This is a genomic window from Gaetbulibacter sp. PBL-D1 (genome assembly GCF_050509525.1).
GTDB classification, from domain to species: domain Bacteria; phylum Bacteroidota; class Bacteroidia; order Flavobacteriales; family Flavobacteriaceae; genus Gaetbulibacter_B; species Gaetbulibacter_B jejuensis.
Map to the genome: position 1 here is coordinate 108,856 of NZ_JBNWKB010000008.1, position 24,936 is coordinate 133,791.

General features: G+C 32.1%; 26 protein-coding genes. 11 read left to right on the forward strand and 15 right to left on the reverse strand.

Annotated elements, in window-relative coordinates:
- Both ACQ0RB_RS08620 and ACQ0RB_RS08625 read left to right on the forward strand, forming a co-directional pair.
- A complete protein-coding gene (locus ACQ0RB_RS08620; RefSeq protein ID WP_430497834.1) occupies positions 1-915 on the forward strand; it encodes a bile acid:sodium symporter family protein in 915 nt (304 codons plus the stop codon).
- Entirely contained in the window at positions 912-1,940 is a 1,029-nt protein-coding gene (locus ACQ0RB_RS08625; RefSeq protein ID WP_430497836.1) for a lysophospholipid acyltransferase family protein, read from the forward strand. The genes ACQ0RB_RS08620 and ACQ0RB_RS08625 overlap by 4 nt, the downstream gene beginning before the upstream one ends.
- Here the strand turns inward: ACQ0RB_RS08625 and ACQ0RB_RS08630 are convergent.
- The 3 genes from ACQ0RB_RS08630 to ACQ0RB_RS08640 form a co-directional block, all read right to left on the reverse strand.
- Entirely contained in the window at positions 1,935-4,436 is a 2,502-nt protein-coding gene (locus ACQ0RB_RS08630; protein WP_430497838.1) for a M14 family metallopeptidase, read from the reverse strand. The two genes, ACQ0RB_RS08625 and ACQ0RB_RS08630, sit on opposite strands and share 6 nt — an antisense overlap.
- 84 nt (positions 4,437-4,520) lie before the next feature.
- The gene (locus ACQ0RB_RS08635; protein ID WP_131506564.1) at positions 4,521-4,919 is read right to left on the reverse strand and encodes a PUR family DNA/RNA-binding protein; all 399 of its coding nucleotides are present in this window, start codon (positions 4,917-4,919) and stop codon (positions 4,521-4,523) included.
- 71 nt (positions 4,920-4,990) lie between these two features.
- On the reverse strand, positions 4,991-6,748 hold the full coding sequence (locus ACQ0RB_RS08640) for an ABC transporter ATP-binding protein (RefSeq protein WP_129761824.1): 1,758 nt from the start codon (positions 6,746-6,748) through the stop codon (positions 4,991-4,993).
- Positions 6,749-6,883: 135 nt separating this feature from the next.
- On the opposite strand from ACQ0RB_RS08640, the gene ACQ0RB_RS08645 reads away from it, so the two are divergent.
- From ACQ0RB_RS08645 to yajC, 4 genes are all read left to right on the forward strand, one after another.
- Complete coding sequence (locus ACQ0RB_RS08645; RefSeq protein ID WP_131506566.1) at positions 6,884-7,987, forward strand: Glu/Leu/Phe/Val family dehydrogenase; 1,104 nt, start codon at positions 6,884-6,886, stop codon at positions 7,985-7,987.
- 105 nt (positions 7,988-8,092) lie between these two features.
- Positions 8,093-9,037, forward strand: coding sequence for a transcription antitermination factor NusB (gene nusB / locus ACQ0RB_RS08650; protein ID WP_430497841.1), 945 nt, complete (start codon positions 8,093-8,095; stop codon positions 9,035-9,037).
- 74 nt (positions 9,038-9,111) lie between these two features.
- Positions 9,112-9,609 carry a DUF1573 domain-containing protein gene (locus ACQ0RB_RS08655; RefSeq protein ID WP_129761826.1) on the forward strand — a complete coding sequence of 166 codons (498 nt, stop codon included), beginning with the start codon at positions 9,112-9,114 and terminating at the stop codon, positions 9,607-9,609.
- A gap of 6 nt (positions 9,610-9,615) precedes the next feature.
- Entirely contained in the window at positions 9,616-9,906 is a 291-nt protein-coding gene (yajC, locus tag ACQ0RB_RS08660) for a preprotein translocase subunit YajC (RefSeq protein ID WP_129761827.1), read from the forward strand.
- Positions 9,907-9,992: 86 nt separating this feature from the next.
- Here yajC and ACQ0RB_RS08665 read toward each other — a convergent pair whose 3' ends face one another.
- The 4 genes from ACQ0RB_RS08665 to pepT all read right to left on the reverse strand — a co-directional run bounded on the left by ACQ0RB_RS08665 (position 9,993) and on the right by pepT (position 13,371).
- On the reverse strand, positions 9,993-10,589 hold the full coding sequence (locus ACQ0RB_RS08665; protein ID WP_262734014.1) for a YdeI/OmpD-associated family protein: 597 nt from the start codon (positions 10,587-10,589) through the stop codon (positions 9,993-9,995).
- 3 nt (positions 10,590-10,592) lie between these two features.
- On the reverse strand, positions 10,593-11,243 hold the full coding sequence (locus tag ACQ0RB_RS08670) for a hypothetical protein (protein ID WP_262734015.1): 651 nt from the start codon (positions 11,241-11,243) through the stop codon (positions 10,593-10,595).
- Between the two features lie 114 nt (positions 11,244-11,357).
- Positions 11,358-12,038, reverse strand: coding sequence for a hypothetical protein (locus ACQ0RB_RS08675; protein ID WP_430497845.1), 681 nt, complete (start codon positions 12,036-12,038; stop codon positions 11,358-11,360).
- Positions 12,039-12,126: 88 nt separating this feature from the next.
- Complete coding sequence (gene pepT, locus ACQ0RB_RS08680; protein WP_430497847.1) at positions 12,127-13,371, reverse strand: peptidase T; 1,245 nt, start codon at positions 13,369-13,371, stop codon at positions 12,127-12,129.
- Positions 13,372-13,467: 96 nt separating this feature from the next.
- Here pepT and ACQ0RB_RS08685 point away from each other — a divergent pair, with 96 nt between their 5' ends.
- The 3 genes from ACQ0RB_RS08685 (at position 13,468) to guaB (ending at position 16,994) form a co-directional block, all read left to right on the forward strand.
- The gene (locus ACQ0RB_RS08685; protein ID WP_430497849.1) at positions 13,468-14,490 is read left to right on the forward strand and encodes a quinone-dependent dihydroorotate dehydrogenase; all 1,023 of its coding nucleotides are present in this window, start codon (positions 13,468-13,470) and stop codon (positions 14,488-14,490) included.
- A gap of 96 nt (positions 14,491-14,586) precedes the next feature.
- Positions 14,587-15,450, forward strand: coding sequence for a hydroxymethylglutaryl-CoA lyase (locus ACQ0RB_RS08690; protein ID WP_430497851.1), 864 nt, complete (start codon positions 14,587-14,589; stop codon positions 15,448-15,450).
- A 71-nt stretch (positions 15,451-15,521) separates the two neighbouring features.
- A complete protein-coding gene (gene guaB / locus ACQ0RB_RS08695; protein ID WP_430497853.1) occupies positions 15,522-16,994 on the forward strand; it encodes an IMP dehydrogenase in 1,473 nt (490 codons plus the stop codon).
- Positions 16,995-17,118: 124 nt separating this feature from the next.
- Here the strand turns inward: guaB and ACQ0RB_RS08700 are convergent, their stop codons facing one another.
- The 8 genes from ACQ0RB_RS08700 to ACQ0RB_RS08735 all read right to left on the reverse strand — a co-directional run bounded on the left by ACQ0RB_RS08700 (position 17,119) and on the right by ACQ0RB_RS08735 (position 23,624).
- Complete coding sequence (locus tag ACQ0RB_RS08700; protein WP_430497855.1) at positions 17,119-17,760, reverse strand: hypothetical protein; 642 nt, start codon at positions 17,758-17,760, stop codon at positions 17,119-17,121.
- A 49-nt stretch (positions 17,761-17,809) separates the two neighbouring features.
- Entirely contained in the window at positions 17,810-18,499 is a 690-nt protein-coding gene (locus ACQ0RB_RS08705) for a hypothetical protein (RefSeq protein WP_430497857.1), read from the reverse strand.
- 72 nt (positions 18,500-18,571) lie between these two features.
- Positions 18,572-19,021, reverse strand: coding sequence for a hypothetical protein (locus tag ACQ0RB_RS08710; RefSeq protein ID WP_430497859.1), 450 nt, complete (start codon positions 19,019-19,021; stop codon positions 18,572-18,574).
- 119 nt (positions 19,022-19,140) lie between these two features.
- Positions 19,141-19,929: a hypothetical protein gene (locus ACQ0RB_RS08715; RefSeq protein WP_430497861.1), complete on the reverse strand. Its 789-nt coding sequence runs from the start codon at positions 19,927-19,929 to the stop codon at positions 19,141-19,143.
- Positions 19,930-20,082: 153 nt separating this feature from the next.
- The gene (locus tag ACQ0RB_RS08720) at positions 20,083-20,676 is read right to left on the reverse strand and encodes a hypothetical protein (protein ID WP_430497863.1); all 594 of its coding nucleotides are present in this window, start codon (positions 20,674-20,676) and stop codon (positions 20,083-20,085) included.
- A 202-nt stretch (positions 20,677-20,878) separates the two neighbouring features.
- The gene (locus ACQ0RB_RS08725) at positions 20,879-21,820 is read right to left on the reverse strand and encodes a hypothetical protein (RefSeq protein WP_430497865.1); all 942 of its coding nucleotides are present in this window, start codon (positions 21,818-21,820) and stop codon (positions 20,879-20,881) included.
- A 414-nt stretch (positions 21,821-22,234) separates the two neighbouring features.
- A complete protein-coding gene (locus ACQ0RB_RS08730) occupies positions 22,235-23,098 on the reverse strand; it encodes a hypothetical protein (RefSeq protein WP_430497867.1) in 864 nt (287 codons plus the stop codon).
- A gap of 4 nt (positions 23,099-23,102) precedes the next feature.
- Complete coding sequence (locus ACQ0RB_RS08735; protein WP_430497869.1) at positions 23,103-23,624, reverse strand: hypothetical protein; 522 nt, start codon at positions 23,622-23,624, stop codon at positions 23,103-23,105.
- 368 nt (positions 23,625-23,992) lie between these two features.
- On the opposite strand from ACQ0RB_RS08735, the gene ACQ0RB_RS08740 reads away from it, so the two are divergent.
- Together ACQ0RB_RS08740 and ACQ0RB_RS08745 are read left to right on the forward strand one after the other, a co-directional pair.
- Entirely contained in the window at positions 23,993-24,373 is a 381-nt protein-coding gene (locus ACQ0RB_RS08740) for a hypothetical protein (protein ID WP_430497871.1), read from the forward strand.
- Between the two features lie 2 nt (positions 24,374-24,375).
- Complete coding sequence (locus ACQ0RB_RS08745) at positions 24,376-24,675, forward strand: type II toxin-antitoxin system HicA family toxin (protein WP_430497873.1); 300 nt, start codon at positions 24,376-24,378, stop codon at positions 24,673-24,675.
- Positions 24,676-24,936: the final 261 nt, after the last annotated feature.

Genomic DNA, 24,936 nt, shown 5'->3' on the forward strand with positions numbered 1-24,936 from the left:
ATGATAAAGCAGCTAGACGACGTACAAATACAATTTAATAGTAATGAGCTTTGGGTTTTAAACCTAGCTTTAGCTGTGGTAATGTTTGGTGTGGCTTTAGGTATTTCGGTGAGTGATTTTAAGCGTTTGTTAAAACAGCCAAAAATAGTATTGGTTGGGCTATTGTCACAATTTGTAGCTTTACCATTACTAACGTTTTTGATTATTATTTGCATAAAACCACAACCCAGTATTGCCTTAGGAATGATGATGGTTGCTGCATGTCCTGGAGGAAATATATCAAACTTTATGACGCATTTGGCTAATGGGAACACAGCATTATCAGTGAGTTTAACAGCTTTAGGAACATTGATGGCTATTTTGATTACACCTATTAATTTTCAACTCTACGGAAACTTATATCAGCCAACTGCCGAAATACTAAAAAGTGTTCAATTACAACCATTTCAGTTGATAAAATTAGTCCTGTTAATTCTTGGAATACCTTTAGTATTAGGGATGTTTTTAAGGCACAAGAATAAAGCCTTAGCTGATAAACTATCAAAACTATTAAAACCTATATCAATACTTGTATTTGCTGCAATTGTGGTTATTGCCTTTACAAACAATCTAGAAGTCTTTAATAACTATATACATTACGTGCTTCTCATTGGGATTGCACATAATTTACTAGCAATACTTTTAGGATTTTTCATAGCCAAGGGGTTTAGACTAACATTTAGAGACCAAAAAACAATTGCTATTGAAACAGGAATCCAAAACTCAGGGTTAGGGTTGTTACTCATCTTTACCTTTTTTAGTGGGTTAGGAGGTATGGCTATAATGGCAGCCTTCTGGGGAATTTGGCATATTGTTTCAGGGTTATTATTGGCCTTCTTTTGGTCTTACAAACCTTCTAAAGCAACAGCAGTTTGAAAATATTATGGTTGCATACTGTTAGAGCTTATTTAAGTTTGGGCTTGTTCTTTTATTTCAAGACCATTAAAGTTGTACATGCTGAAAATGTGCCTAAAAATGGAGCTGTTTTATTTTTGGGAAACCATCAAAATGCCTTATTGGATGCGTTATTGATTGCTGTAAAAAGTGGACGTTTCTCGTACTTTTTAACGCGAGCAAGTGTATTTAAAAATAAAGTGATTGCAAGCATTTTAAAGAGCTTATTGATGCTTCCTGTGTATAGAGTTAGAGATGGCTGGAGCAATATTTCTAAAAACAATTCGGTTTTTTCAATGTGTGCTAATTTATTGAATAAAGGAGAAGCTATTACTGTTTTTCCTGAAGGAAGTCATAGCTTAAAACGACGTGTTAGACCTTTGAGCAAAGGATTTACTAGAATGGTTTTTGAAGCATTAAAGCATAATCCTGAATTACAAGTTAAAATGCTTCCTGTAGGTTTTAATTACTCAAATCCAACACGTTTTGGTAGCAGTGTATCATTAAATTTTGGAGCTCCAATTTTAGTGACTTCTGAAGTTATGAAAAATGTAGACGAAAGCACTAAAACTCTAAAAACAAAAGTATTTAATCAGCTTTGTGAGCTTACCACTCATATCCCAGAAGCAAACTATGAAAACGACATAAAGACATTAAATGATTTGCAAGTTGACTTTATACAACCTACAAGCGTTAATGCTTGTATAGCTAGTCATTTTGAAAATTGTAAACCAGCAAAACCTAACCGATTTTCAATCTTTAAATCGTTTTTTAAACTGTTTTTAATTATTCATCTATTTCCACCTTACCTCATTTGGAAGTTCGTAATACAACCAAAAATCAAAGAAGCAGAATTTATCGACACCTTTCGTTTTGCTATTGCTATAACTTTAGTGCCAATGTACATGGTAATAGTTGTTGTTTTATTATCAATGTTGAGTTTTAAACTAGCAATATCTTGGTTTCTCTTTGTTTTAGGAATAGCCCTTTTTTCAGCTAAACTATAGTTGTTCTCTAAAAAAGACGGTATTTAATAATAGCTTGTTTGTACCGTACCAAAACGCTCTAAAATTAGTGTTGTCTGTAAAAACAGCTACATTGCCACGTCTTAAACGTTGCACTTTAAAAGGAACGGTTAACGATAAACTATCTAGGTTAGATTGTGAAATATAGCCACTCAATAAAGGGTTTTTAGTGTATTGAATAGGGTTATTATAACTCTGTTTATCAGCTGAAACAAACAACGTCGTATTTCTAAACATAGCTAGCTTATCATTTTTATAACCAAAATTCACTGGATGCGAACGATCTAGTTTTGTTTCAAAAATGGCTCCTCCAATAATCTGAGCACCATTATAATCACTACGTTCTTCAAACGAAATGTTTGTTGCAGTACGTTCTACAGTTTTAAAGTTTAGTTTTAAAAACTCGTTGTTGTTCAACCAACGTAAAGCATATCTGTAACCAATTAAAGTCCCTCCATTTTCCACCCAAGTTTTTAAAGCTTTAGCATCAGCACCATTTAAAGATCCACTTGGTAAAATTATAGTATTGTAACGATCAAGATTGGTACGTTGTAAAGACCTTGTGTCTAGTTTTGTTACAGTCATATCAAAGCGTTGGTCAAATAAGTGCCACAATTCTCCAGCATCATAAGAAGTGATGCCATCTCCAACGATTAGTGCTATTTTAGGTTGTTCCAAAGTTCTAAATTTACCACTACCTAAATCAATTCCTTCGGTAAGTCCTGTTGAAGCAGCATCAATAGTTACATGACTTTCTTTGGCGATTTCATTTAAAAACGAATACAACTCATCTGCATTTTTAGATTGATTTTGAACAGGAATAAGTATGGTTCCATAATCATAACTAGTGTTTTGTAATGTAAAAGGTTGCATAGCAACTTTTGCTCTAATACCAGATTTTAAAATAGCGTTAAGTGCTTTTGGAGCATAGTATTCATGCCATTGCATAAGATAAGCATAGTTACTTTTAGCTATAACCTTTCCTGGTTTCATAGTAAGTTCAGTAACTTCTTCTCCTAAGTGTGAGGTTGAAACATTTTCAGCATAATCTACATTAAAAGCTAAAGGAAATGTCCATGCCGAAATATCATAAAACAAGCTATCGGTAAATGTAGTTCGCTTTTCAAACATTGCATTAATCAAACGTGTGTGTTTTTGATTTTTAGGAACAATATAACTGTAGCCTTTTTTAAACGATTTTCCATTGGCTTTAAAATCAGATTTTATATCGTAAAAAGTTATGTTTTGACGTTTTAAAATTTCAGCTAAATGATAAGTTTTTGCAGCATCTTTTTCGTCACCAAATACAATAGCTTTACCATTTTCTTTAGCAGCTTCTTCACGTGCGTTTTTATAAAAATTATGCTGATAGGTCAATAATTCTTCTCGCATACTTTCAGCAGCTTCTAGAGTAGATAAAGCAGCAGTAAATTGATTTCTTATTGTAAACGGAAAAGTCAACAATCCGTTAGCACTTTCTTGTATATGTCCTCGCGAACTGGCTTGTTCAAACAAAATACCAATTCCTCCATTTATATCAGGAAAAGTTGATCCTTTTCCATAGTAAAAATCATCAAAATTTTCTTCGGTATAGTATAATGAGCCTATTTTATCTAAAGCTTTAGCATGATAATTTCCAATTTTTTTGGTAAGCTCTTGATTTAATTTAGGTGTTAAAGGATGTGTTCTCGAAGGGATTCCTGGTTGAAAGAAGAAGGTAGAGTTAGTTCCCATTTCATGATGGTCAGTTAAAATATTTGGTAACCACTTATGAAATGTAGCAATTCGCGCTCTCGATTCTGGTAACTGAACTGGTAACCAATCTCTGTTCATGTCAAACCAATAGTGGTTGGTTCTTCCACCAGGCCATACTTCGCGATACTCTCTGTCGTTTGGGTCTGGATTTAAGTTTTTACCTCTATTGGTATTTGCCCAATAGGCAAAACGTTGTAAACCATCTGGATTAAAAGCAGGATCAAGCAAAATAACACTTTCATCTAATAACTGTTTTACAGCATCACTTTCAGCAGCAGCAAGATAGTAAGCAACCAAAAGTGCTGCGTTAGAACCGCTTGGTTCGTTACCATGTATTGAAAACCCTTGATACACTACTATTGGTCTGTTTGCAGTACTTACAGTGTTACTTTCAGTAGCTGCAATGTGAGCGTTCTGTATTTCTGAAAGATTACTATGATTTTCAGGAGAAGTTATAGTAAGTAGGAGTAAAGGTCTGTCTTCATAAGTAGAACCTCTATTTTCTATATGCACTCTATTTGAAGCTTCTGCTAACGCATACATATACTGCACAAGTTTATCATGTGTTACATGCCATTCGCCAACTTCATGCCCAATTACCGATTGTGGTGTAGGTATATCAGGATTATAAGTTGTGTTTTGTGGTAAATAATAGTCTAAATTGGTTTGTGCTTGTAGGTTAAATGCTAAAACAAAAAAGAGTAGTGAGTATAAAAATTTCATAAGGATTGTGTTAGTGTATAAATATAAAAAAAACCGCTACTGTATTAGTAACGGTTTAATGTATTTTAACAAAAGATGTTGTGTTTATATATCTTCAAAGTTTACATCTGTAAAGCTTTCTGTAGATTTAGAAACATTTATAGTTTCTCCACCTTCTTCAATATCAGCATTGCTGTAATCGTCTTTTTTGAAATCTTTTTGATGACGCTCGCTTATAACTTCATCCCCTTTTTCGTCGATGATGTATGAGGTCATTTCATTTAATATTTCATTGAACTCAGCAAAATCTTCTTTGTATAAATAGATTTTGTGTTTTTTGTAGTGAAAAGAACCGTCGTCATTAGTGAATTTTTTACTCTCAGTTATTGTTAAGTAGTAATCTCCTGCTTTAGTAGCTCTCACATCAAAAAAATAAGTACGTCTTCCTGCTCTTAATACTTTAGAAAAAATTTCTTCTTTTTCCATCATTCCGTGGTCACTCATAGATTTTAAATTAATAAATTAGTTATGTTAACGTTTCAAAAATCTAAAAAAAAAGAATAGTAACCAACAAATTATGATATTTCTTTTTCTGTAAGCTGCTTTAAATAGAGCTCTTTGTAGTAACCGTCAGAGTTTAAGAGTGTTTCGTGTGAGCCAGATTGAATAATTTTACCATCGTCTAAGACAATAACTTTGTCAGCGTTTTTAGCAGAAGAAATTCTATGGCTTACTATGATTGTGGTTTTACCTTCTGAAACTTTACTAAGATTTTTAAGTATTTTCTCTTCAGTTTCAGTATCTACAGCAGATAAGCAATCATCAAACAATAAAATTTTTGGAGATTTTATAATAGCTCTAGCAATAGAAACACGTTGTTTTTGACCACCAGAAAGCGTTATACCTCTTTCGCCTAAAACTGTATCATATCCTTTGCTAAACTTTTTAATGTTTTTGTGTACATCAGCATTTTTTGCAGCATTAATAACGTCTTCGTCAGTAGCATTTTCTTTACCAAACATAATATTGTTTTTAATGGTATCAGAAAATAAAAAAGCATCTTGTGGCACGTAACCTATACTATTTCTTAAATCATTAAGATTAAGCATATCAATAGGTTTACCATCAATAGTAATACTACCTTGATTGATGTCATACAAACGACCAATAAGGTCTAAAACAGTTGATTTTCCTGATCCTGTTTTACCAAGTATAGCAAGAGTTTCACCTTTTTTGAGCGAAAAACTAATGCCTTTTAATGCTTCAATATTGGTGTCAGGATACGTAAAATACACATTACTGAATTCAATATTACCTTCAACTGTAGTATGCTCTTGTGTTTTGTTTTTTATGGTTGGTTCTTGCTTTAAAAACTCATTTATACGTTTTTGAGAAGCTTCAGCACGTTGTACTACTGAAGTTACCCAACCTACAGTCGCAACAGGCCAAGTAAGAAGGTTTACATATATAATAAATTTAGCGATGACACCTAAACTTTCAATTTCTCCATCGATATATTGTTTACCTCCAATATAAATTACAATGATGTTACTTAATCCAATTAAAAAAATCATTAAAGGAAAAAACAACGCTTGTACCTTGGTAAGGTTTATGTTTTTCTCTCTACTTTCGGTAGATAAGGTATCAAAATCAGCATTTACTTGCTCTTCAATACCATACGACTTTATAACACTAACACCACTAAACGATTCCTGTGTAAAGGTTGATAATTTTGAAAGCCATACTTGTACAATTGTACTACGTTTATGTATGGTTTTGCTTAAAACATAAATAAGGTAGGATAAAACTGGTAGTGGAATAATAGTATATAGTGTTAGTAATGGTGCAGACTTAAACATTAAAAACAAAGCAATAACAAATAATGTTAGCGTGTTGATGCTATACATAATTGCTGGTCCTGCATATTCGCGAGCTTTACCAACATCTTCACTTATACGACTCATAAGGTCGCCTGTTCTGTTGGATTTATAAAAGTCTAACGACAGACGTTGATATTGTTGATAAACTTCGTTTTTTAAATCAAACTCAATATATCTTGATACATTGATAATGGTTTGTCGCATTAAAAACGTAAAAATGCCTCCAATAACCGCAGCACCAACAATATACAGGAGATTGCGAAGCATATTTACTTTATATGTTTCATAAGAAATTTCTCCATTTATTTTTTCTACTATTGTATCAAAAGCAGCTCCTACAAGCTCTGGTGTAAACAATAGAAAGATACGAGCAACTATAGTAATTATAACTCCTGATAGAAGTTTGTATCTGTATTTATAAAAGTATTTATTGAGATGTTGTAATTCTTTCATTTAAGGATTGCAAAGATTTAATAATCGTTACTATGTAATTTTAGTCGGATAATTTTGCGAATACTTTAATATTAAGTTATTTTTGCACGCTGTTTTTAGACAAACTAAAAAAGCTATAAAATTAATAAAAATATAATGATATCAGACGTCATAAGTTCTAAAGAACTTTCAAAGGTTGATCCTGTTTTTGGTCAAGTATCTTTTGACAATCACGAACAAGTTGTGTTTTGCAACGACAAAGATACTGGTTTAAAAGCAATAATTGGAATTCATAACACAGTTTTAGGTCCAGCACTTGGTGGAACTAGAATGTGGAATTATAACAACGAGTGGGAAGCACTTAACGATGTGTTGAGATTGTCTAGAGGTATGACCTTTAAATCGGCAATTACTGGTTTAAACCTAGGTGGTGGAAAAGCAGTAATTATTGGAGATGCTAAAACCCAAAAAACTCCTGAACTTATGAAAAAGTTTGGTGAGTTTGTTCACTCTTTAAGTGGTCGTTATATTACTGCTGAAGATGTAGGTATGGAAACTTCAGACATGGATACAGTAAGAGAAGTAACACCTTACGTAACTGGAATTTCTGAAAGTATTGGAGGAGCAGGTAACCCATCACCAATTACAGCTTATGGTGTATTTATGGGAATGAAAGCAGCTGCCAAATTTAAGTTTGGTTCAGATGTTTTAGAAGACAAAACCATCTTTGTACAAGGAATTGGAAATGTTGGTGAAGCTTTAGTAGAGCATTTGGTTAACGAAGGAGCTAACGTAACTATTAGTGATATTAGTAAAGAGCGTTTAGAAAGCATTAGAGACAGATATGGTGTAACTATTTACAATGGTAACGATTTGTATAGTGAAGCTATGGATATTTATGCACCTTGTGCTTTAGGAGCTACTATAAACAATGATACTATTCATAAATTACAAGCTAAAGTTATTGCAGGAGCAGCAAACAACCAATTAGAGATTGAAGAGGTTCATGGTAAAATACTTCAAGAAAGAGGTATTGTGTACGCTCCTGATTTCTTAATTAATGCTGGTGGAATTATTAATGTTTACGCAGAATTGGAAAACTACGGAAAACCAGAAATTATGCGTAAAACAGAGAATATCTACAATACCACTTTAGAAATTCTTAAAAAAGCAGAACACGATGGTATCACAACCAACAGAGCTGCTTTAGATATCGCTCAAGAGCGTATCGAGACTAGAAAAAGAGAAAACGCAAAATAATTTAACAGTTACCAGCATTTAGTTTCGGTAATGAATAAATAATACTATTTTTGTGAGGCGAAAAGGTAAAGCTTTTCGCCTCTTAATTTTAACGTTCTTTATAATATGCTTAACAGAAGACATATTCGTATCAAGGTCATGCAAACCATTTATGCATTTAATGGTTCAGAAAGTTCTGACCTCAAAAAAGATGAAAAATTCCTACTTCAAAGTTTAGATAGTATGTACGATTTGTACTTAGCTATTCTATCATTACTCATTGAAGTTCAAAAAAGAGCTGAAGACCACTTAGACAAAACACAAAAGAAGTTTTTAGCTACACAAGAAGAAAAAAATCCTAATTCAAAGTTTGTAAACAATAGTATACTTTGTGCTTTAAGAGACAACGAAACCCTAAAGGACGAACTAGATAATCGTAAACTAAACTATTGGTATTTAGATTTTGAGTACATCGAAATCATTTTTAAAGCCATTTTAGAAAGTAAAATCTACAAAGACTATATGGCTACTAAAACTTCTAGTTTTAATGAAGATAAAGCTGTAATAGTTGATTTATTTACTGAAATCATAGCGCCTAACGAAAAGCTATTTGATTACTTTGAAGACAAAAAGCTTACTTGGGTAGATGATTTACCAATAGTAAACACTAGCATATTAAAGTTGCTTAAAAAATGTAAGCCAGATGCACCTGAAGCATTCTTTACACCAAGCTTGTACAAAGATTTAGACGATAAAGATTTTGCTACAGAGTTGTACAAAAAAACCGTTTTAAACACTAAAGTTTATAACGATGAAATAGCAAACAAAACCAAAAACTGGGATGCTGAGCGTATCGCGAGTTTAGATTCGGTATTGTTAAGAATGGCAATTTGTGAGTTTCAAAAGTTTCCATCTATTCCAGTTAAAGTAACTATAAATGAGTATTTAGAGATTGCTAAAGAGTACTCAACACCTAAGAGTAGCATCTTTATAAATGGTGTTTTAGACAAAATTGTTAAAGAATACAAAACCGATGGGAAACTAAATAAAATAGGCAGAGGATTGATGTAATAAGAAATTATTAGTACCTTTATCTGCTGAAAAATGTAAAACATTTAAATAATAATTTTTAAAAATTTAACCCTATGAAAAAAGTGATCTTAAGTTTAAGCGCATTATGTATGGTAGCTTTTACTTCATGTAAGGAAGATGCAGCAAGCAAAGTGAAATCTGAAAATGTAGCTCAAGCTGCTGAAAGAGATGCAGTTGCTGGTGAACTTCCAGTGATTTCTTTTGAAGAAGCAGAACACGATTTTGGAACCATAGTTGATGGAACTCCAGTTGAAACAAAATTTAAATATACTAATACAGGTAAAGCACCATTAGTAGTTAGTAACATTAAAAGTACTTGTGGATGTACTGTACCTCAAGATTGGAGTAGAGAACCTTTAGCTCCAGGTGAGTCATCTGAATTTACTGTAAAATTCAATGGTAAAGGAAAAAACCAAATCACTAAAACTATTACTTTAACTACAAACACTGAAAAAGGTTCAGAGCAAGTTAAAATTAAAGCTTTTATTGAGCCAGATCCAAACGCTCCTCAAAAAGCAGCAGGTAGTGCAAGTATTAAGCAAGTAAACTAATAATTAATGGAAGGAATTTCTGGTTTTTTACCTTTTATAGCCATGTTTGTTGTGGTGTATTTCTTTATGATTGCACCTCAAATGAAACGAGCTAAACAGGAAAAAAAGTTTGCAAGCGAATTAAAAAGAGGAGATAAGGTTATTACCAAAAGTGGTATGCATGGTAAAGTTGTTGAATTAAACGACAAAGACAATAGCTGTGTCATTGAAACCTTAGCAGGAAAAATAAAGTTTGAACGTTCTGCCATTTCAATGGAAATGAGCAAAAAGTTAAATGCTCCTGCAACTACTAAGTAACTTGCTTAAACAGTATAAAATAAAAAAACTCCGAAGTAATCCTTCGGAGTTTTTTTTATGTATTTATTCTAAACACTAAACACCAATTAGCAATTCTTATATTTATCATGTAAGCCAACACCTTTTAAAATCATTGGTGTAATTTTGTCTAATCGGGTTTGTTTGGTAGTTTCTCTTTTAGCACTTTCAATATACTCACAGTATTCTCGTTGTTTACTAGGAGTTAAAGCTTTAAAACTAGTGTTAAGCTCACCATTGGCTTTTAAAACTGTACTTAGTTCTTTTGGGATAATCACAGTTTTACCTTTACGTTCTGGTTTTAATTCTTTACCAAGCTTTTGGTTTTCTATAGCTTCTTTTACATAGGCTAATACAGCAGCTTTGTCGATATCTTCAATAGACTCAAAACGCATTTGTCGTAAAGCTTTTGTTTTTTCTTGAGCATTAACTAGTAGTTGTTGTTCGTCTTTAAGAAACACACCATTAAAAAACCAAACACCAAAGTGCTGTTTAAAAGCACCTAAACCCACAACATTTTTACCGTTTAGTGAATACACAGGAGCACTCCATTTTAAACTTTCATCAAGTTGGGTGGAATTTATAAGGTCACGCAATAAGGTTAAGGCATCACTAAAATGGCTATTGACTTCTATATATTCTTCTACTGAGGATACTTTTTTCATGGTTTAGTTGTTATGTTTTACATATTCATAAATAGCGACACTGGTTATTGTTCCGTTGGCTTCGGTAGTTATTTTTGAAATATTTCCAATGTTGTCAACACAGTAGGTACTTGTGGATATGTAATTACTTTTTTGATTATTTGTAAACACTAAGCTTTTGCTTTCAATTAAAAATCCTTTTTCATCATATACGTTTTCAGTTTGAAGTCGTTTAGGATTGTCTTTAACTCTCCAAACTTTAGTAACGTCACCTGCTTTGTTGTATTCGTACTCAAAAGCACCATTTTTACTGTATTGATTCTGTGGATTTTTATCACCAGATAAGTCAAATTCTTGGTCTACTCGCTTAATTTCTTTTCCCTTGGAATTATATGAAATTAAAATTCGTGATGTATCATTAGGATATTCAAACTTGTAATGAGATTCTAAGGTTCCATTGGGTTGAAATCGCTTTTTCTCAATCATACGTCCATTTTTGTCATAAAGCTCCCAATCCCATAACCTTTTTTCATTTTGATGCTCAAGATCTAACAAGTAGATTTTAACTTCTTTTATTCCATTTTGTTTATATCTATCAGCTTCTTTTTTCCACATACTTTGCGAAAAACTTGAAAAACTGATGATTAAAGCTAGAAATAGTATTGTTTTTTTCATGAGTTTGGTTTTAAATATCACACAACTTTATAAAGATATAAAATAGGTGTTCACTACCGAATTAAATTTGATTTTTCTGACACTATAAAGTATTAATCGCTAATAAGTATTAATCTAATTGTTAAACTTTCTCTTCTCTTCTTCAATAGCTTGTTTAATAGCTAATTGAATGGCATGTTTTAAATTAGGATAGTTGGGTGGTGTTTTCCAATTACCAATAACTTCAACATTAAAAACGGTAAAGTTGTTATACAAAATAGAATTGTCTTTTAGGTTTATGATTTTAGATTCTATTCTACAATTTCCTAGTTTCTCTTCTTCAAAAATACCATCGTAGTTTACCAAAAGTCCATACTCAATAGTTACAATTAAAAGTTCATCAATGTCTTTACTTTGTAAAAATCTTAAATCATAATTAAAATACTGCTTCTTAGATTTTTTTGGTTTTTCAAACTCAACTAAATCTTCAGTGTTAAGCTCATAATCAATTTTTTTAATAGGTTTTCCTTTTTCTTGGTAAGTGTTAAAGTAAATATTTTCAATGTCGCTAATAGGGTTAATTACTTTGTCGACTAGTTCTAATGGTGCTCTAAACCGTTTAGTACCAGTTAACGCCATTTCTAATAAACTTTGGTCTCCAATAATTTCTGCTCTAATAGAGTCAGCTATAAAGAGTACTCCAACTTTGTTGGTGTTATCATAATAGGTTTTTGAAAGCGGAATAATTTTACTTTTACAGCTAGTAAACAAAAATAAACATACAAAAAAGACAACTATTATTCGACTAAATTTCATAGTGTAGGGTAACTTAACAAGGAATAAAATACGTTAAAAAAAATAGCTTAAGAATTCGTCTTAAGCTATCTTACAAATTAAAAAGTGTTTATTTTTTATACTTTTCAGCAGTCAATTCAGCAATCTTGCAAATTACTTCGGTTGCTTTTATCATGCTTTCAACTGGTACATACTCATAACGTCCATGAAAGTTATGTCCACCAGCAAAAATGTTTGGGCAAGGTAATCCCATATAACTCAGCTGCGATCCATCAGTACCTCCTCGTATAGGTTTTATCAAAGGTTCAATGTTAAGTTGTTTCATTGCTTCTTCGGCAATATCAACAATATGCATAACAGGTTCAACCTTTTCTTTCATGTTGAAGTATTGGTCTTTAATGTCAATGTCAATAACTTCTCTACCATATTCGGTATTGATATCAAAAGCAAGTTTTTGCATCACTTCTTTACGTGCTTCAAAGTGTGCTTTGTCATGGTCTCTAATAATGTATTTTAAAACAGTATCTTCAACTTCACCTTGTATAGAGTGTAAATGAAAAAAGCCTTGGTAATCTTCAGTATGCTCTGGTGTTTCTAATCGTGGTAAGGCATTAATAAATTCGGTTGCGATATACATAGAGTTTACCATTTTTCCTTTGGCATAACCAGGATGTACAATTTTACCTTTTACTTTTACAGTTGCTCCTGCAGCATTAAAGTTTTCATATTCTAATTCACCTATTTGACTTCCATCCATAGTGTAAGCCCAATCTGCTCCAAATTTTTCAACGTCAAACTTATGCGCTCCACGACCAATTTCTTCATCTGGTGTAAACCCAATTTTAATCGTGCCATGTTTTATTTCAGGATGCTGAATAAGGTATTCCATTGCCGAAACAATTTCAGTAATACCTGCTTTATCATCAGCACCTAAAAGCGTAGTACCATCAGTAGTGATTAGGGTTTGACCTTTGTAAAGCAACAGGTCTTCAAAATAACTAGGAGACAGGATAATGTTTTCTTCTGCATTTAAAGCAATGTCCTTACCATCGTAGTTTTCAATAATACGAGGTTTTACATTGGCTCCTGTAAAATCTGGTGAAGTATCAAAATGCGATATAAACCCAATTGTTGGTACATCGTGCTCAACATTGCTAGGTAAGGTTGCCATAATATAAGCGTTATTGTCTATGGTAACGTCTTTAAGTCCAATAGCTATAAGTTCTTTTACAAGTGCGTGTGCTAAATCCCATTGTTTAGCTGTACTTGGAGTTGTATCAGAGTTTGGGTCAGACTCAGTATCTACGGTTACATAGCTTATAAAGCGGTCAATAATATGTTGTTTTTCGATCATGTTTTTTATTTTATTCAAAAATAACATTTATAATTTTTTTGGTTTTTGAATTGTAGGTTTTTTTATTTAAAATTACTTTTGCGCAAACATAATTTCATGTACAAGATCATTGTTCGTCCATTACTATTCTGTTTCGACCCAGAACGCATTCATCACTTTACGTTTTCATTAATTCGATTTTTAAACAAAATACCTTTGGTACCTTCGTTGTTTAAAAGTTTATACTTGGTGAAAGACAAATCGCTAGAGCGACAATTATTTGGATTAACATTTAAAAATCCCGTTGGTCTTGCTGCTGGTTTTGATAAGGATGCTAAACTGTTTAACGAACTGGGTAACTTAGGGTTTGGGTTTATTGAAATAGGAACGCTAACTCCTAAGCCGCAACCAGGAAACCCTAAAAAGCGATTATTCAGATTAAAAGAAGATAACGCTATTATTAACCGAATGGGGTTTAATAATGGAGGTGTAGAAGAGGCTGTAAAACGATTAAAGAAAAATAAAGGTGTGCTTATTGGTGGTAATATTGGTAAAAACAAAGTAACACCTAACGAAAATGCAACTGATGATTACGTATACTGCTTTAACGCTTTATATGATTATGTCGATTATTTTGTGGTAAATGTAAGTTCTCCCAACACACCTAATTTAAGAGCGTTACAAGACAAAGAACCTCTAACTAAGCTTTTACAAGAGTTAAAACTGCAAAATGCTAAAAAGGCGAATCCTAAACCTATTTTATTAAAAATTGCTCCAGATTTAACCGATGAGCAATTATTAGATATCATTGATATTGTTAAAGTGACTAAAATAGATGGTGTTATTGCTACCAACACGACTATTTCTAGAGGAGGTTTACAGTCTGATAATAAAACAGAAGTTGGCGGATTAAGTGGTAAGCCATTAACACAACGTTCTACTGATGTGATTCGTTTCTTATCAGAAAAAAGCCAAAAAGCATTCCCAATAATTGGAGTAGGAGGCATTCATACAGCTCAAGATGCGCTTGATAAACTAGAGGCTGGAGCAGATTTAGTTCAGCTTTATACTGGGTTTATTTACGAAGGACCAAAACTTATTAAAGACATTAATAAAGCACTACTTAAAAAGCTTAAGTAATTTAAGTTAGTAACTAACAAAGCATTAGCTGTTTGTTGAAAATAGATTTTATGAAATCGTTTTCGATGACAATATTCTTTTCTATCTTTGAAGCTAATGAGCAATCCAGTAAAAATCATTGAATGCCCTAGAGATGCCATGCAAGGTATTAAGGCATTTATTCCTACCGAAAAGAAAGTACAGTACATTCAGTCTTTACTACGTGTAGGCTTTGATACTATTGATTTTGGAAGCTTTGTGTCACCTAAAGCTATTCCGCAAATGGTGGATACTGCCGAAGTCCTTTCGCAATTAGATTTAAGCAAAACGACTAGCAAGTTGTTGGCAATTATTGCAAATACAAGAGGAGCAAATGATGCTTCTCAGCACAAGGAAATTAACTATTTAGGCTATCCGTTTTCAATCTCTGAAAACTTCCAAATGCGAAACACGCATAAAACCATTGCAGAATCTGTAGTGACCCTAAATGAAATACTGGAAATAGCAGATAAGTCAAACAAAGAAGTGGTTGTCTATATTTCTATGGGATTTGGTAACCCTTATGGAGACCCTTGGAATGTGGATATTGTTGGTGAATGGACCCAAAAACTTGCAGCAATGGGAGTGAAGATTCTTTCGTTAAGTGATACTGTAGGGACTTCTAACCCTGAAAGTATTGATTATTTATTTTCCAACCTTATTCCTAAATATCCTCATGTAGAGTTTGGGGCACATTTACATACTACACCAACTACTTGGTTCGAAAAAGTAGATGCAGCATATAAAGCAGGTTGCAGACGTTTTGATGGAGCTATACAAGGCTTTGGTGGTTGTCCTATGGCCAAAGACGAACTTACGGGTAATATGCCTACTGAAAAGCTATTATCTTACTTTACATCTCAAAAAAGTAGCGACCTTAACGCTATGAGTTTTGAAAGTGCTTATAACGAAGCCACTAAAACTTTTACAGCATATCATTAATTTAAGGTTTCCTTAAAGCTATTTAGGTATTTAGTTGTATATTTGCATGCAATTATAATCGTAATTGCAACATGACAGCACATCAAAATAAGATACTAGGAGAAGGATTAACTTATGACGACGTACTTTTAGTCCCAGCCTATTCCGAAGTATTACCAAGAGAGGTTAAAATCCAAACAAAATTCACGCGCAACATTACACTTAACGTTCCTATAGTTTCTGCAGCTATGGATACCGTTACCGAAAGTAGAATGGCTATTGCCATTGCTAGAGAAGGAGGTATTGGTGTATTGCATAAAAACATGACCATTGAGGAGCAGGCTATAAAGGTAAGGCGTGTAAAACGTGCCGAAAGTGGTATGATTATAGACCCTGTAACTTTACCGCTTACTGCCAAAGTAATTGATGCTAAGCAAAACATGGCAGAGCACAGTATAGGTGGAATTCCTATTGTTGATGAAAACGGAACATTAAAAGGAATTGTTACCAATCGTGATTTAAGATTTGAAAAAGACAATGACAGAGCCATTGTTGAAGTAATGACTTCTGAAAACTTAGTAACTGCTGGTGAAGGCACATCTTTAATGGATGCTGAAGTTATTTTACAAGACAATAAAATTGAAAAATTACCTGTAGTTGATGATAACTATAAACTTATTGGGTTAATAACATTTAGAGATATTACTAAACTCACCCAAAAACCTATTGCAAATAAAGATAAATACGGAAGATTACGTGTTGCTGCTGCTGTTGGTGTTACAGGAGATGCTCTAGATAGAGTATCTGCTCTAGTAATTGCAGGTGTTGATGCTGTTATTATTGATACAGCTCATGGACATACCAAAGGTGTGGTTTCAGTGCTAAAAGAAGTAAAAACTAAATACCCAGAATTGGATGTAGTAGTAGGTAATATAGCTACTGCTGCAGCTGCAAAGTACTTAGTAGAGGCAGGAGCTGATGCTGTAAAAGTAGGTATTGGTCCAGGGTCAATATGTACAACACGTGTAGTTGCAGGTGTAGGTTTTCCTCAATTTTCAGCAGTATTAGAAGTTGCTGCAGCAATAAAGGGTAGTGGAGTACCAGTAATTGCTGATGGTGGTATTCGTTACACAGGTGATATCCCTAAAGCCATTGCAGCAGGAGCTGATAGTGTAATGTTAGGATCGCTTTTAGCAGGAACTAAAGAATCTCCGGGTGAAACCATTATTTACGAAGGAAGAAAATTTAAATCGTATCGTGGAATGGGATCGGTTGAAGCCATGAAACAAGGTAGTAAAGACCGTTATTTCCAAGATGTAGAAGATGACATCAAGAAGCTAGTACCAGAAGGTATTGTAGGTCGTGTGCCATACAAAGGCGAATTGGTAGAAAGTATCCATCAGTTTATTGGCGGATTACGTGCTGGAATGGGTTATTGTGGTGCCAAAGATATTGAAACACTTAAAGAAACTGGACAGTTTGTAAAAATCACAGCTAGCGGAATCAACGAAAGTCATCCGCATGATGTCACTATTACTAAAGAAGCTCCTAATTATTCAAGATAGATTTAGATTGTTATTGGGTTACTCATTTTAATGGGAAAGATTATAAATTAGATAATTTAGGATTTGTATTAGCATTATACTTTTCAGAAGGTACTTTTTATTGTACCGTTGCAGGACTTATTATTTAATTTTTAGTGCCAATCCAAGTAGTACCCATTTTTACAGCATAAAAGGTGTCTTTTGAAGAAGTGTCGGTTCGCAAACCTTGTTTTAGTTTTCTATTATACCATTTTTGCATGCCAATATAGTCTTGCTTGCTAGCATAACTATCTTCTTCTAAATCGATATCAGACTGAAAAAAATGATCTTCATCCAATGCATAAGTCCAATTAAAAGTGTTTAGCTCTTCTTGAAGTTTACCGTAATTTTGAGATGAAAAATTATGCTGGTCTTTTGGTTTATAAAATGTGATGTCATAAAAATTTACCATTTCATCAATAGCACAAACAACTTGAGACTTTTTTAATCGAGGTTCAAACAACCAAATTGCCAAATAGTAAGGCTTGTTTAATGTGTTTAGCTGCTGTTCCCAATGGTTATAAATATCCAATAAACCTTTTATAATTTCTTGTCTGTGTTTGAGTTTAGGTGAAGGTATATTGGAACCTGTAATAGAGATGTTGGCAAAAGGACTTACCCATATTTTACAGTAATTTCGCTTACTAGATTTAAGATAATCTAAGTCTAACTCTATATTGTAGTTTTTCCATTCTTCAATAGATTTTAAAATACGATTACCACCTCTTATTTTTCGATGCCTTATCATTATATAGCAGCTTTTTTTAACTTTTTATGAGTAAAACGTTGTTGTAAGTTTAATATTCAGGACAGTAGTTGTTTGTAGGACTTAAACTCTCATCAACACTTATTTTATCATTGCTATGCCTAAAACAGTTTAAATAATGCCCTCCTTCAAAACCAATACTCCAGTCTTTAAACAGCCCATATGATCCACCTATAGCTTCATAAAAATATTGATTATTACTTAGTTTATATTTTTTTAAATAGCTATCTCCTATAGGTATTGAATCAATTTCGGTAACCACTTCATTATTTGAGCTCCATTTATAGTTTAAAACATCTCCAAGGGTAATGTTAAAATCAGCATACAACTCTTCGTTATTTTGATTTTTATTAACAAAGTACACCATACTTGCATCTTGACGCATTGCGCATCTATAATTTAAACTTGTACTTGTAGATATAAATTGATAAGCACTAGCAGAGGCAGGCAAATGAAAAATGGAATCTAACTGATTCGTATACATTTTTTTGTACTCAACGTTGTTAATAAGCGTATCTCCATCAAAAAAATAGGTTAAATATATTTTGGTTGATTCAATTGTTGCTGTTGCACCATTAAAATATTCATATTCGCCTCTATGATACCACTTGTTAAATTCAGAAACCATTTCAATACTATTGTTGGTGTCTATTGAGTCAGAATCGTCATTAGTACAGTTAAATAATATAACAGTTACAATTAGTAGTAGTATTTTTTTCATAGTTGAGTGTTTGTGTGTTGTAAAAATGCAATGAACTATACACGTTGTTTTGTCACATTTATTAATAGCAAATTACATTTTTGGTCTTCCTTCCAAATGATTTTTTATAAGTCTGTAATGAAAATCATTCAGTCTTTTAGCTTCATGTTCCTTTGTAATTAGTTCCAAAATTTCTGGAAAATATTTTTTTTGAGAATGTCTAAATATAAGCCAAATGTTAAGTTTTGGACAGTCAATTCGTTCATCAGATATCCATCCGTATTTTTTGGTCAGTCCAATTAATTTTTCTGTGTTTCTGTTATCAATTTCAATTTGTAGAGACCAAACCGAATCAATTTCTTTTTTTGAACTATTATTTTCAGTACCAAAAGAACCACCTAAGATTTCTCCACTTCTATATAATTGATCATTATTAATCATTTCATTCAACAATCGACACATTTTACCATTGTTTTCAATTGATTCTTGACCAAAGCAAATAAATGAGAATTGTATTAAAATGATTAGTATGAGGTGTTTCATAATGTGCTACAACGGTTTTGTGTATGATTTGTGTCGTGTTTTAGTAAGTAATTTAGCAAATAAAAACCGAATAGAAAATCCGCGAGGATTTTCGTAAGTAGGCTCTCATAAGCAAAGGATTATATAAGGTGTTGTAGATCGTTTTTTTCTTCTGTTATAAATCTATATTTCTCTTGAATTTCTTCATCAGTTAGTTTGCTTTCCGACTTTTCTTTTTCAATTATTTCCGAAAAATTTGATTTTAGATAAGAAATCATATTTACATAATCTTGATAGTTAGAATCAGTCGAAAACTCGAAAAGAATTACAAATTTTCTATTTAATTCCACGTACTTTTTTAAATCGGATATTTTGTTCGAATATGAATCGGTAATTAAAAAATTGTTTGCATTTACCTTTAGATTTAGCACTTTCTTTTCCAAAAAGTAAGGTTCCAATTCTGGATAATAATTTGGTGCTCCTTTTCTTCTTAAATGGTCTACAATAAATTCCGAATCGTTTTGAATATAAGGTGGTAATGTAATTCTTAAATCATTTTTTCCTTTAAGGTTAAGGATGAACGATTGTTTAAACGCTTTTCTAAACTCTTTTGTCAAATTTTGAAAAGTTTGGTAAGATAGATTTTGGTCAAGTGATAAAATAACCTTTGGATAATCGTGATAATGTCTTTGAAAACGAAGCGAATCAATTCTGCTATGCAAAGTTGAATCCAATTTTGTGATTAAAGTATCGTCATCAATTATTCTAAATTCAGTTTCCGAGACTTGGTCTACATAAATGAGATATTCAGCTGTGTTTTCCTCTATGGAATAATTAGTAAATTCAGATTGAGGTAGATTGATTTGATTTCTGTTTTTTGAGCAAGAAATGAAAATCAAAATTATCAATATGTAGTTAAAAAGTTTCATTTTTCTCAAATGCACTATAACGGTCTCGGCTATGAGTAGTTGCGTGGTTTAGCTCGTAATTTAGCAAATAAAAACCGAATAGAAAATCCGCGAGGATTTTCGTAAGTAGGCGAGTACTAGCAATGGATTATATACGTTGTTGTGGCACGTATTTTATTTTTTTCGGTATGCTGTAATTTCCATTGGTCCAGTTGGAATTAAGCAAAGTTTTAAAAATTCCGACGTAACTTCTTTGATTGGAATTGAGCCATTTCTTTTTCCATTATAATACATAGAAACAAAAAACGTTGAGTCAATTTTTTCAATCACTTTTTTCTCTCCTTCTTTTTTCTTAAACAGTTTGAGTCTTTCTTTGTCCCAAAGTTCTTTATTAAATTCAAATTCCGATTCTCGTCCGTTTTCAGTCAGAACGAATGTTATTCTTTCAATATCTTCTTTTTTCAGCGTTGTAATTGTTGGTTCAAGTCGATAAAAGTCACATTCAAAAACAGCGTCTTTGTCATTTGATTTTCCGTCGATAAACCACTTTATATGATTCTCATTAACGATTTCATATTTAGAGGTTTTCTCATTGTTTTGATTTAAAAAGTCTCCATTGTCCATTTTCAATGTTGTTGCTTTTTCTTTTAGAGAAAAATCAGTATAAATGTCAACATTGTCATTGTTGATTTCAAGAAGTTGAAAACCAGGATATCCTTTTTTTTCATTTCCGGAATCAACGTCTTTCAGAATCCATTTTCCATTCATATTTTGTCCGATTACGGAATTAAAAAATCATTGTTAATAGTATGATAGCTGTCGTTTTTCTCATATGTGCTTGAACGTGTTCGTGTATGGCTCGTTGCGGGAAATCCGCGAGGATTTTCCGCCGCAACCGAAAGATAGCAAATTGCAATGAATTCCGATTAGGAATTCAGCCGCAATGAGCTATACACGTTGTTGTGGCTAGTTATTTTTTGGTGATTTCTCTTCCAATTCTTTCGTATTCCATTTTTACATTTTGGGGCATTCCTCTAGCTCCAATAGATTCTGAAATATCAAATCCATTTGGCCAAAAGTATCCTAGCATTCCTATCACTTTTTCATCACTTTTGGCTAAATCATAATAGTTATTAGCAACTTCATCCATTTGGTTCAATACTATGCCTCCAAAGTCTCCGTGTGCCCAATTTATATAATGACTATCTAGAATAACCATAATCCTTTGATTTGGGTCAGATAGTTTTGATTTTAGCATATGCCAATCTTGTTGAAATTCAGTGTTTGTATTTGGGTTTTTTACAAAATAACGGTCAAAACCTACCCAATCAATTGTTTCTGGAACCTGAAAGGTATTCAATGATGGATAAGCTTCAATTACCATCGTGGGAATGTTCGGAAATTCTCCTTGCAATAGTTGAGCCACAGCATCCAATTCCAAGAAGGATATTCCATTCCAGGTAGGTTCTTCGCCAATGTAAAATGTACCAACGTAATTGGTGTTTAAAATAGATTGATTTATAGTTTTAAATTCATTCCATCTGTCCTGATAATCCGTCCTTAAATCATAATTTGATTGTGAAGGACTGTTATTGTCTATTAATTCAAAGAACAATTCATTGAGATGTAAAATTGCTTTTAAATCCAAATCGGCAAATGTTTGTGTCCTTTGAACAATATTGTCGTTTGGATTCACAACTAAAATATCTGCTATGTTACTAAATTGATGGATTTCATCAGCGTAATTTGTTTTGATTTCCGAATCGGTTGGGTCATCCCAAAATGTGTCAATAATTGTAAATCCGAAAAATTCGATGTGCGTGTTTGAGTTTTCAAACGTACTCGATTCGTCATCTTTTTTACATGCAAAAAGAAACCAGAAAATTAATATGTAAGCTAGAATGTTTTTCATTTCTTTTAATTAGCCACAACGCTGCGCTATGCGTAGTGTGGTTTTGGATTTTAAAAATAGTGAATTTATTCACAAATTTTTATAAATACAGTTTAAACCACATCAAATTGCGTATAGCTATTGTTCTTGCACGTTTTCACTCGAAGTGCGGTTAAAGTCGATGTTAGTTGATATACCTAGGAGCAATTTGGCATAGCGCAGCGTTCAAGCACATTTCCAATGGGGTGAGAATTGCGAAGCAATGTAGCAACATTGGTCGGCTTTAGCCGAATGTGCTTGAACGGTAACGTATAAGAATAGTAGCGGATTTTTATGCACTTACTTTTCGGTTTGTTACTGTCGTTTGATTTATAAATTTAATTTTTTTAATGTACTTAAACCGCTATTATTTTTATACAATGTTGTAAAACGTTTTTAGTTGTCATATTGTGAGACCGTAATATTGTCAACCTTATTTTTTTCACAATGGAATGCAATATGGCTAACGTCATTTACATCGACTTTGTATGGTATTTTTTGTCCAAATTCCCAATAAATCCAAGGTTCCCATTTATTTTTTCCTTTTATCAAAACGGAAACATATAAATTTAGACTTCTATCTATTTCTATATTCTCAAAATCGGCTAATTTATAAACTGTACTTTTACTATGGTTCACTCTAAACTGCTTCTGATTTTTTAGCTTTTCACTTATTTGTTTTTGACTAGTTCTATTCTTGCTCTGAAGAATAATTACTCTAGCTTGTACATTTTTTTCTGTTTGAAAGGCTATTTTCTTTGTATTCTTATTTAGACTAAAGGGAAATATTTCATTGGTTTTCCATAACTTCCAAGGCTCATACTTATTTGTGTTTTCTAAAACCGTAACATAAAGATTTTTATCCCTGTTAATCACTATTTTTTCTAAATCTTGATTGTAATTATAAATTGAATTAATACCATTAACTACTTCAAATGATTGAAATGAAACATTATTCGATTTGAATAAATATGGATGTAAAAAATAGATTAGAATTATAATTGCAATACTGCCAACTAACCAAAACAGATTTTTACTATCATTTTGTTTTGATGTATAATTATTAGAATATGTCGATTTACTCTTCTTTCCTTTTTTTCTTCTTATTTCCTCCATCATTTTCTCAAACCTTTCTGATTGAGTTTCTGAAGAATAATTTTGCTTTTCTGTAAATGGTTTACTAACAGACTGAACTGGTTTATATACCTTATTCTGTTTTTTGTTTTGGTTGTAATAATGATTGGGTGTCCATTCTTCCATTTACTTATTCTAAGATAATATTATTTGAAGAAAAATTTGATGGTAAGTTTATTTGATAAAATTTATTTTTAATGATATGGCTATATAAATGTTTAGCCATACTATTCTCTTGAAAAATATTTTTGATAATTGATTCTAAGTAATTTAAATCATATAATTTCAAAGTAAGATATGATTCTGTTTTGCTTATCCAAAGATTATAATTTTCAAAACCAGTACTAGTTTCCTCAAAAAATGTTTTTACAATATCCAAATCTTCTTTTTTCGTATTCTTCCAAGCATCGTAAATTTCAATATTGGATTGTTTACTAGTTGATGACACCGAATTGAAATGATTTAATTGATGATTTTCTGTAGTATTAAAGTTAAGTTCAGGAAATTCAGTCATAACCTTTTTTAACTGATTAAAAGACTGATGATTTATTTGGTGTAAACTTTGAGCTTTTGCACCAGCAGTAAAAATTTTATTAAATGCGATGTTTAAGTTTAATTTACTTTCAATGAATAAGTCCTGCCATTCTTTCATACTTTTGGACCTATTCCTTTCGTCTCTAAATCTAGGTTTAGTATGGATTTCGTGCAAATAGTTCTGAATACTCCTTATTATATTTTCTAAATTAGAGATATTATGATTATGTTTCTCAATAAGTATGTTTGACATTTCCAGTTTGGTTTAAATGTTTTACAACGTGTTTGTATATAGAAAGTAGCGTGTAAGTATACACATACTTTTCCGACTAAATTAACGTTATTAAATTGGCTATGCAATTAATTTTGGAACAGAATTAGCTATTTTTTATATACGTTGTTGGCAACTGTTATTTTTTTCTTATATTTCAGAATAGAAAGTTGTCATTAAAGTTCAATTATTTATATTTGAAAAAAAATTAAAAGATGGATAAAAAACGAGCAAATGCTAAATATTCTGATGGAAGACAGAATATTGAATTTAGTGTTTCAATTTTCTTATGGGAAGAAAATTCTATTTTTTATGTTTATTCTCCTGCTTTAGATTTGACAGGTTATGGCTTAACTAAAGATGAAGCAAGAGAGTCTTTTGAGACTGTTTTAGAAGAGTTTATAAAGTATACTCACAATAAAAAAACAATTTTCAAAGAATTAGAAAATCTTGGTTGGGCAGTAAATAAAAGAAGAAAACGAGTAGTTTCTCCTGATTTTGAAGATTTATTATCTGAAAACGAGCATTTTAGACATTTATATAAATCAAAAGATTTAGTAAGAGACTCGTCTAATGTCAATCTTCAACTCGCTTAATTATGTCAACAAGGCATCTCCGAAATGTTTCTATATCTCAATTAGAGTCTTTTCTCGAGTTATGTCTCTGTAAGTACATTAAAAATAGAAAAGGTCATATTCAATATACCAGAGCTGATTTAACAAGACCTTTACCTTTTCAAAATCATATTGATCCAGTTCCAGGGTTTATAGTAAAGAATTTATTAAGAGGCCTAGGTTATTCAAAAAACGATTTTCACGATATTCTTGAAAATAAAAAGGAAGTTGTTAGAAAAGGAAATAAATTTATACTTCAAGACGTAGTTAAAAAGAAGAAATAATCTTTCTTCATAATTGTTGCCAACGCTGCGCTATGCGTAGTGTGGTTTTGGATTTTAAAAATAGTGAATTTATTCACAAATTTTTATAAATACAGTTTAAACCACATCAAATTGCGTATAGCTATTGTTCTTGCACGTTTTCACTCGAAGTGCGGTTAAAGTCGATGTTATTTTGATATACCTAGGAGCAATTTGGCATAGCGCAGCGTTCAAGCACATTTCCAATGGGGCGAGAATTGCGAAGCAATGTAGCAACATTGG